An 8,365-nucleotide genomic window follows, 5' to 3' on the forward strand; every position below is an offset into this window, starting at 1 on the left:
CCAGGGGGTTCATCCGCCGCTCGGAATCGGCTACTTCCGCGATCACAGTCAGCGGTCCGGTTCGCCGTCCGAATCCGTAGACAGGTAGTTCCGCAGCAACACACCGAGGTGCTCCTGCGCGTCCGCGAGCGGTCGGATGGATTTCATCGCCCGCGCCTGCACGATCGCGCCTTCCAACGCACTGACCACGAAGCTGCCGAAGGAGCGCGCCTGCGCCTCGGGCATGCCCGCCACCGTGAGCGCCGCGCCGAGGCGTTCGTGCCAGTCCTCGAAAACCGCGCCGGCAGCGGCCTGCACGCCGGGCTCGGACTCGGCGAGAGCCGCGCCGACGATCGGACACCCCGCGCGATAACCGGTCTTGTCCAAGGCGGCGACCCACCAGCCGATCAGCGAATCGAACCATAATTCCGGCGGCGCGGCGGTGATCTTGTCGATCACCTGGGTGATCCGGCTGCCCGCGTCCCGGGTCGCGGTCTCGACCAACTCGCCCTTGCCGGAGGGAAAGTGCTGGTAGAGCGAATTTCGCGAGGCCTTGCTCCGCTCCAGCACGGCGGAAAGGCTCGCCGCGTGCACGCCTTGCTCACGAACCAACTCGATGGCGCTGTCGATCAACCTGGTGCGCGGCCCGGCAGTCATCGACCCTCCTCGCTGGCAGTTGCGTGAACCGATCGGTCCATGCTCCAATCATGGCAGATGTGGACCGATCGGTTCACCGAAGGGACGGGATTGATGTCGGACACCACGATCGACTCCGCGCAGCTGTCCGGGCTGGAACTGCTACGGACCGCGATGACGATGCCGGACCGGCCGCCGTTCATCGGTGACCTGGTCGGCATGGAGATCGAGGAACTCGAACACGGGAGGGTGGTCTTCGCGCTGCGCACCCGGCCCGACTTCGCCAATCCCCTCGGCACCACGCACGGCGGAATCTGCGCCACCCTGCTCGATTCCGTGATGGGTTGCGCTGTCCACACCACCTTGGCGGCGGGCATCGGCTACACCACGCTCGAACTGAAGATCAACTACATCCGCGCCGTCCCCGTCGACGGACAGCGGCTCACCGCCACCGGCAGCACGATCCACGTCGGCCGCACCACCGCTACCGCCGAGGGGCGCGTGGTCGACGAACAGGGACGCCTCGTCGCGCACGCCACCACGACCTGCGTCATCTTCCGAGGAAGTCGCTGAGGGGCACCTCAGGGAAGCGCGCGCACAGCGCGGGGTGTCAGCGGTTCGTCCAGCAGCCTGCGGAACCGGTCAGCCCGGTCGTGCGGGTCGATCGCGCGATCGAGCCACGCGCCCAGCAACCGATACCCCTCCACGTAGGTGGAGATGTAGGCCCGCCACAACGGCGAAGACAGAAAACGTAGCGACTGCCGTGCCCGGTCCGGCGACACCAGGCTCCAGGTCTGCAAGAACTTCGCCACCTCGTCATGAGAGCGCCGCCGGTCGTGCAACAGCAGCGCGGCGTCTTGGCGCACGCCGAGCAGCTGAGCCGAAGCGTTCGCGAGTCGTTCCGCGCGGTCACCGTCGAAGCGCAGGCCCAGATCGGCGTAGATCTCCTGCGCCCAGATGCCCCAACCGGAGCCGACGAGCGAACGAAGCGCAAGATCGGCGAGGCCTTCGGCCATCAGACACTGGGGCGTATTGACCAGAAACAGCGTCTGTTCGGCCTGCCCGGCCGCCACCAGCCCGGCCTCTTTGCGGCAATGCTCGGTGTGGTGCCCAGGGTAGGACTCGTGCGCGATCAGGTGCGGCAGGTGCGCCATGTGCTGGGTGAGATCCGAGTTGATCGCGACCCGGGAGTGGTAATTCCCCAGGTAATAGTTGAACCCGGACCATGGTTTGTCCCCGACCACCTCGTAGGTCACGTGCTCGTGGTCGGGCAGCGGATACCTGGCCCGAACCAGTTCGCGCAGCGCCCCGGAAAAGGCCTCGACGCAGGCGGACAGTCGCTCCGGCGGAATCTCGTCGGCCTTGCGGTGCGCGGCCATCCGCTCGGCCAGCGACCCCTTTCCAGCGAGCACCTCGTCCATCTGTCGATGCGCGTCGCGGTAGACGTCGACGTCGCCCGGGGCGATGTCGACGTCGAAATACGCTCGAACCTCCTCGACGAATCCGATCTCGTCTCCGGCGAACTTGCGACCGGAACACTCCAGCGCGCGCAGGTGCGCCTCCAAGAATTCCGCGCGTTCCTGCGACAGCCCGGCCTCGGAAACTCCGGCACGCAACTCAGCGGCTCGGCGGGCCAGCTCGCGCGGCTGCGGGGCGGGCGCGTTCTGCACCGCACGGCGCAGCGCCGGATCACCGGTATAGGCGTCGACGAACCCTTCCTCCAGCCGGTCGAAGGCGAGGCCGAGCCGCAGGTATTCGGTCACGAGCGGATGCGCTTCCATGCCCGCCGACATTAGCCGCTCATCGCACGGTCATCGACCCGGTTACCAACGGGTACCGATACCCCACTTATCCCACGATGTTGACGCAGAGCAGAATTCGGCTATGCGGCGACAGCTTGACCGAATCTCACCGGAACCGCGCGATAACTGTGCGTGTTTGGCGAAGTGGAGCGTCGGGTAAATGGCACGAGTGAGCGAGCCGAGTCCCTACGTGGAATTCGACCGGAAACAGTGGCGAACTCTGCGTAAGTCCACTCCCCTCGTGCTCACCGAGGAAGAACTGATCGGCCTGCGCGGCCTCGGGGAACAGATCGACCTGGAGGAAGTCGCAGAGGTCTATCTTCCGCTCGCTCGTCTCATCCATCTGCAAGTGGCCGCGCGCCAGCGCCTGTTCGCGGCGACCGCGACATTTCTCGGTGAAACCCACCCCGACCAGCAGGTACCGTTCGTGATCGGCGTCGCGGGCAGCGTCGCGGTCGGCAAGTCGACCACCGCCCGCGTCCTGCAGGCGCTCCTGGCGCGCTGGGATCACCATCCGCGCGTCGATCTGATCACCACCGACGGATTTCTCTATCCGACCGCGGAACTCACCCGCCGCGGCATCATGCACCGCAAGGGTTTCCCGGAGAGCTACGACCGCCGTAAGCTGCTGCGATTCGTCACCGAGGTGAAATCCGGCGCGGCGGAGGTCTGCGCGCCGGTGTATTCGCATATTTCCTATGACATCGTGCCGGACCAGCGGCACTGCGTCCGTCAGCCCGACATTTTGATCGTGGAGGGCCTGAACGTGCTCCAGACCGGTCCACGACTGATGGTCTCGGATCTGTTCGACTTCTCGATCTACGTCGACGCGCGCATCGAGGACATCGAGAAGTGGTACGTGCAACGGTTTCTCACGCTACGCAACACCGCGTTCGCCGACCCGAACGCGCATTTTCACCACTACTCCGGATTCACCGACGAGCAGGCGATCGCCGCTGCGCAAGAGATCTGGAACAACACCAATCGCCCGAATCTGGTGGAGAACATTCTGCCCACCCGGCCGCGCGCCACCTTGGTCTTGCGTAAGGATGCCGACCACGGCATCAATCGGCTGCGCCTCCGTAAATTGTGATTTCTCTTACAATTTCCACGCGTCATCGAGACGGCGCGCGACATCGATATCGCAGGCCGCGGCAATGTGTGGTTTGCGGATCTCCGTGGCGATATACCGGGCGACGAATCGCCGGATCTCGTGGTCCACGCCGACGAAGACTCGCAGCAGCTGTCCGCGCCGGGTCGCGGCGGCGACGTTGACGCGCACATCGCCGGGACGGGGCTCGGCGATGTCGATCACCACCCGTAGTGGTGCCACGGTGCGCACCGTCAGATGCAGGTGGATATTCCCCTCGACGTGGAAGCGATGGCGATCGACGGCGAGATCGAGAAGCAGGTCGACATCCAGTGGGATGACCAACTCGAACGAGATGATCTCCTCGCCGTGGCGGCGCAGTCGCGGCTCGCCCAGCCGCACTTGCGCGGTCACTTTGGCCAGCCGCCCCGGACCTACCCCGATCGGACCGAAATCGAATGCGGTGCCGGTCAACTGGCCGAACGCACCGGCGATACGTTCTTCGGAGGCCGCGTACGCCAAAAACCGCCTGCCGAACTCCTCGTAGCTGATGGCGCTGCCCGCCGCCTGGTGCGCGACGCCGGGAGTCCCGGCAGACCAGGTGTCGTACGCGCTCATGAGACCGCACGGTACGCGGGAAGTGCGGCGGCGGAGCCGAATTCCCGGTACCGAAATCGAGTCAGACGCCGAAGCGACGATGGCGCGCGGCGTAGTCGCGCAACGCGCGCAAGAAATCCACCCGCCGGAACTCCGGCCAGTACGCCTCGGTGAACCATATCTCCGAGTATGCGCTCTGCCACAGCAGGAACCCCGACAGTCGCTGCTCGCCCGAGGTGCGGATGACCAGATCGGGGTCCGGCTGACCGGAGGTGTAAAGGTGCTGGTCGATGGCGTTCACGGTGATCGACTGGACCAGATCCTCGCCGGTCTCCCCGGCGGCGATCTCGTGGCGGACCAGTGAACGCACCGCGTCGGCGATCTCCTGCCTGCCGCCGTAGCCGACCGCGACATTGACGTGCACACCGTTGCGTCCCTCGGTGCGTTCCGCCGCGGTGCGCAGTCGTTTGGCGATCAGTTCGGGGAAGCCGTCGAGCGTGCCCACGATGCGCACGCTCCAGTTCGCTTCCGGCGCCGACAGTTCCTCGACCACATCGGTGATCACCTCGAACAACGTCTCCAGTTCGTCCGGATCGCGCTGCAGATTCTCGGTGGAAAGCAGGTAGACGGTGACCATCTCGATGCCCTCGTCCGCGCACCAGCCGACCAGTTCCGCGATCTTCAGCGCACCGACCCGATGACCGTGACTGACGTCGGTGAATCCGTTCTCCCGAGCCCACCGCCGATTGCCGTCACACATCACCGCGACGTGCCGGGGGTGTTGCTTGCCGGCCAGCTGCTTGGACAGCCGGGCCTCATAGATGCGATACGGCAGACCCCGCACCTGACTCGGAAGTTCCACGCGGGCAACCCTACGCCTCACCGACGCGATCTCGGCATCGGCCGCGTGACCCCGGTACAGTGGCAGACAGCGTCAACCTACGGTTCCGTAGGTTACTGACGAGTTGTTTGAGGAGGTCAGTCGTGTCCGAACCGGTCGGCACCGCCGACGCAGCATTGGTCGTGACCCCCGCTTCGGCGGGCGAAGCGCTGGCGGCGGCGCTCGTGAAACCGCGTATGCGCGGGTGGATCCACACCTGGGCGGTCGGCGTCGCGGCCATCGCGGCCATCGTGTTGGTCAGCATGGCGGCCACGAGATCGGCGACCGCGGGCTGGTCTACCTCGATCTACGGGCTCACCGTCTGCGGGCTGTTCGGCATCAGCGCGGTCTACCACCGAGTGACCTGGCCGAGCGTGCGCGCCCGCATCCGGATGAAGCGGGCGGACCACTCGATGATCTTTCTCTTCATCGCGGGGAGCTACACGCCGTTCGCTCTGCTCGGCCTACCCGGACGCACGGGCCAGACGCTGCTGATCGTGGTGTGGGCCGGGGCGTTGGGCGGAGTCGCGCTCAAACTGCTATGGCCCACCGCGCCGCGCTGGGTCGGCGTCCCGCTGTATCTGCTGCTCGGCTGGGCGATCGTGCCGGTGGCAGGGCAGCTGAACGCCCAGATCGGTATTCTGCCGTTGATCCTGTTGCTGATCGGCGGTCTGATCTACAGCGGTGGCGCGATCCTCTACGCGACCAAGTGGCCGAACCCGTGGCCCACCGTGTTCGGCCACCACGAGTTCTTCCACGCGGCCACCGTGCTCGCCGCGATCACGCACTACGCGGCCGTCTGGCTGGTTGTTCTGCGCTGACCACGCACACGGTGCGCGGACGGTGCATCCGGGCCGCCGCTGTCGAATCGACGATGCCCGACTCGATTCGAGTCGGCGAGTCGTCAGACCCGTTGCAGCGCTGAGCGGAGTTCCTCCGGGGTAGAGACCGGGCGATCACAGACCGAACCCCGACAGACGTACGCGGCGTCGGCGTCACGGACCAACGGGCGGTCGGTCAGGAGGGGGACCGTGTCCGGGGCGGCAGCGAGGACGACGGACCCGCCGGGCGCCGCCACGCGGGCGGTCGCGAGCAGTTCGGTGGGGCGGCTGCGCGGTTGGGTGGTGGCAATGGCGATCTGCAGAGGACCGCGCAGAGCGGCCTCGGCGACCGCCAGCCATTGGCCCGCCGACCGTGGCGCGCCGCTGAGGACGACCGCGCCACGGTCTAGTGTGCGGTCGGCGAGATCGCGGTAGCGGGTGGCGCGCTCCGGATCGCTGCTGGCCGCAACAGTGAGCAGGGCTTCGGCCAGGGCGGAGGCGCCGGCGGGGGTGGCGCCGTCGATCGGGTCGCGGGGGCGGGCGACCAGCGTCTCGGCATCATCGGCGGTGTCGAACCAGCTGCCCGGCGCTTCTAGGTCGGCGAAATGCTCGATCGCCTTATCCAGCAATCGCTGTGCGTCGTGCAGCCAGCCGAGCTCACCGGTGGCCTGATGCAGCGCGAGCAGGCCGGTGGCCAGCCACGCGTAATCCTCGAGGATGCCGGGTGCCGAGCCGACCACGCCGCCGAGCGAGGCGCGCCGCGGGCGCCCCGCCACGACGTGCTCGGCCAGCAGGTACCGCGCGCAGCGGACCGCGGCGGCCACCCAGTCCGGCTCACCCAGCGCAGACCCGGCCTCGGCGAGCGCGACGACGGCCATCCCGTTCCACGCGGTCACCACTTTGTCATCGCGCGCCGGTTGCGGTCGGCGGGCACGGGCCGTACGCAACTGCGCCCGGATGTGCGCGAGGCGAACGTTGTCCGCCTCGGTGACCGGTTCGGAGCGTCTGGTCGGCACCGACGTGCCCTGTTCGAAGTTTCCCGCGGTGGTGACGCCGAAGAACTCGGCGGCCCACGCCCCGTCGATCGCACCGAGTAGACCGGTCAGTTCAGCGGGCGTCCACACATACGTCGCCCCTTCGACTCCGGGGCCGCCCGGCTCCAGGTGGGTATCGGCATCCAACGCCGAGGCGAAGCCGCCCTGAGCGGTGCCCAAATCGTCGACGATGAATTGCACGGTTTCCCCGGCCACTCGCCGCGCCAACGATTCCGGCAGTACCGACGAACTGCGCCGCGCCAGATGCGCGTAGGCGCGCAGCAACTGGGCATTGTCGTAGAGCATCTTCTCGAAGTGCGGCACCACCCACCCGGCGTCGACCGAGTACCGCGCGAAACCACCGCGCACCTGGTCGTAGATGCCACCGCGCGCCATCGCCTCGGCCGTGCGGGAGACCGCGTCGAACACGGCCGGATCTCCAGTCCGCTCCCAATGCCGGAGCAATCCCTCCAGCAGCGCGGACGGCGGGAACTTCGGCGCACCGCCGAATCCGCCGTGCTCGGCGTCCTCGGTGCGCAATACCGCGGCGACGGCATCGTCGAGCAACTCGGCCGTGATTGTCGGTTCCGTGTCGGGCAGTCCCGCCATCTGTGTCCGGATCGCCGCTGCCACCTGGGTGGATGCTTGCTGTACCTCGTCGCGGCGGTGACGCCAGGTGTCGGTGATCGCGGTGAGCAACTGAGTGAACGACGGCATCCCGCCGCGCGGCAGCTTCGGGTAGTAGGTGCCGCAATAGAACGGCACGCCCTCGGGAGTGAGGAAGCAGGTCATCGGCCAGCCGCCCTGCCCGGTCATCGCTACGGTGGCGTTCATGTAGACCGCGTCGAGATCGGGCCGCTCCTCCCGATCGACCTTCACGCACACGAAATGCTCGTTCATCTGCTCGGCGGTGGCCGTGTCCTCGAACGACTCGTGCGCCATCACGTGGCACCAGTGGCAGGACGCGTACCCGATGGACAGCAGAATCGGCACGTCCCGCGCGACAGCCTCCGCCAGCGCATCGGGACCCCACTGCCACCAATCGACTGGGTTGTCAGCGTGCTGGAGCAGATAAGGCGAACTCGCACCGACCAATCGGTTCACACTGCCAGCCTGCCACACTCGGCGAGCACAGAACACGATCATAGAGAGGGCTGGCGGAAATTGTGGGTGTCAGCCCCGGTCGTGTCTCGCGGATCGAACGCGGTGCGGTCACCACCGTGGACGCCATCGCTGCCTATGTCGACGAGCTCGGCGGCAAACTCGAGTTGCTTGCCGATATCGGTGGTCATCTACTGAGGACGTCGGCCAGCCCGGGCGCCTGATGTTTCCAGCGGCCTCAGCATCCAGATGCCGCCAGAGTCGTCGAATTACCTGGACCGCGGGGACATCTGCATAGACTTATCTTGGTATTTCCTGTTGTTCAATCCAACTCGTGAGCCTGTGACCGCTGTGGATATCCGGTGCTGCGATGTTCGATGGGGAGGAGTCGACATGACGGCGTCATTCGAGGCCGATCCGGCGCT

Annotated in this window: 9 protein-coding genes; 4 read left to right on the top strand and 5 right to left on the bottom strand. The window is 66.8% G+C overall.

Annotation, left to right across the window (positions count from 1 at the left end; translation table 11 throughout):
- Window positions 1-48 precede the first annotated feature (48 nt).
- Entirely contained in the window at window positions 49-636 is a 588-nt protein-coding gene (locus AB0C34_RS25115; RefSeq protein WP_357077600.1) for a TetR/AcrR family transcriptional regulator, read from the bottom strand.
- 93 nt (window positions 637-729) lie between these two features.
- Here AB0C34_RS25115 and AB0C34_RS25120 point away from each other — a divergent pair, with 93 nt between their 5' ends.
- The gene (locus tag AB0C34_RS25120; RefSeq protein WP_357077603.1) at window positions 730-1,188 is read left to right on the top strand and encodes a PaaI family thioesterase; all 459 of its coding nucleotides are present in this window, start codon (window positions 730-732) and stop codon (window positions 1,186-1,188) included.
- Window positions 1,189-1,196: 8 nt separating this feature from the next.
- On the opposite strand, the gene AB0C34_RS25125 is transcribed toward AB0C34_RS25120, so the two are convergent.
- Window positions 1,197-2,396: a DUF885 domain-containing protein gene (locus AB0C34_RS25125; protein WP_357077606.1), complete on the bottom strand. Its 1,200-nt coding sequence runs from the start codon at window positions 2,394-2,396 to the stop codon at window positions 1,197-1,199.
- 181 nt (window positions 2,397-2,577) lie between these two features.
- On the opposite strand from AB0C34_RS25125, the gene coaA reads away from it, so the two are divergent.
- Entirely contained in the window at window positions 2,578-3,510 is a 933-nt protein-coding gene (coaA, locus tag AB0C34_RS25130; protein WP_357077609.1) for a type I pantothenate kinase, read from the top strand.
- 6 nt (window positions 3,511-3,516) lie between these two features.
- On the opposite strand, the gene AB0C34_RS25135 is transcribed toward coaA, so the two are convergent.
- Together AB0C34_RS25135 and AB0C34_RS25140 are read right to left on the bottom strand one after the other, a co-directional pair.
- Window positions 3,517-4,125 (bottom strand): hypothetical protein, encoded by a 609-nt coding sequence (locus tag AB0C34_RS25135; RefSeq protein WP_357077612.1) that lies wholly within the window; start codon window positions 4,123-4,125, stop codon window positions 3,517-3,519.
- A gap of 61 nt (window positions 4,126-4,186) precedes the next feature.
- Entirely contained in the window at window positions 4,187-4,966 is a 780-nt protein-coding gene (locus tag AB0C34_RS25140; RefSeq protein ID WP_357077615.1) for an isoprenyl transferase, read from the bottom strand.
- Between the two features lie 161 nt (window positions 4,967-5,127).
- On the opposite strand from AB0C34_RS25140, the gene AB0C34_RS25145 reads away from it, so the two are divergent.
- A complete protein-coding gene (locus AB0C34_RS25145; RefSeq protein ID WP_357077677.1) occupies window positions 5,128-5,805 on the top strand; it encodes a hemolysin III family protein in 678 nt (225 codons plus the stop codon).
- 83 nt (window positions 5,806-5,888) lie between these two features.
- Here the strand turns inward: AB0C34_RS25145 and AB0C34_RS25150 are convergent, their stop codons facing one another.
- Window positions 5,889-7,985, bottom strand: a complete 2,097-nt coding sequence (locus AB0C34_RS25150) for a thioredoxin domain-containing protein (RefSeq protein WP_357077618.1) — start codon at window positions 7,983-7,985, stop codon at window positions 5,889-5,891.
- 20 nt (window positions 7,986-8,005) lie between these two features.
- Here AB0C34_RS25150 and AB0C34_RS25155 point away from each other — a divergent pair, with 20 nt between their 5' ends.
- The gene (locus AB0C34_RS25155) at window positions 8,006-8,164 is read left to right on the top strand and encodes a hypothetical protein (RefSeq protein WP_357077621.1); all 159 of its coding nucleotides are present in this window, start codon (window positions 8,006-8,008) and stop codon (window positions 8,162-8,164) included.
- Window positions 8,165-8,365: the final 201 nt, after the last annotated feature.

The sequence above is a fragment of the Nocardia sp. NPDC049220 genome (assembly GCF_040647855.1).
GTDB lineage: Bacteria > Actinomycetota > Actinomycetes > Mycobacteriales > Mycobacteriaceae > Nocardia.

Excerpts from the sequence above, each read along its gene's own strand:
- AB0C34_RS25135 (WP_357077612.1), bottom strand. The coding sequence starts at position 4,125 with ATGAGCGCGTACGACACCTGGTCTGCCGGGACTCCCGGCGTCGCGCAC.
- coaA (WP_357077609.1), top strand. The coding sequence starts at position 2,578 with ATGGCACGAGTGAGCGAGCCGAGTCCCTACGTGGAATTCGACCGGAAA.
- AB0C34_RS25120 (WP_357077603.1), top strand. The coding sequence starts at position 730 with ATGTCGGACACCACGATCGACTCCGCGCAGCTGTCCGGGCTGGAACTG.
- AB0C34_RS25150 (WP_357077618.1), bottom strand. The coding sequence starts at position 7,985 with ATGATCGTGTTCTGTGCTCGCCGAGTGTGGCAGGCTGGCAGTGTGAAC.
- AB0C34_RS25115 (WP_357077600.1), bottom strand. The coding sequence starts at position 636 with ATGACTGCCGGGCCGCGCACCAGGTTGATCGACAGCGCCATCGAGTTG.
- AB0C34_RS25125 (WP_357077606.1), bottom strand. The coding sequence starts at position 2,396 with ATGGAAGCGCATCCGCTCGTGACCGAATACCTGCGGCTCGGCCTCGCC.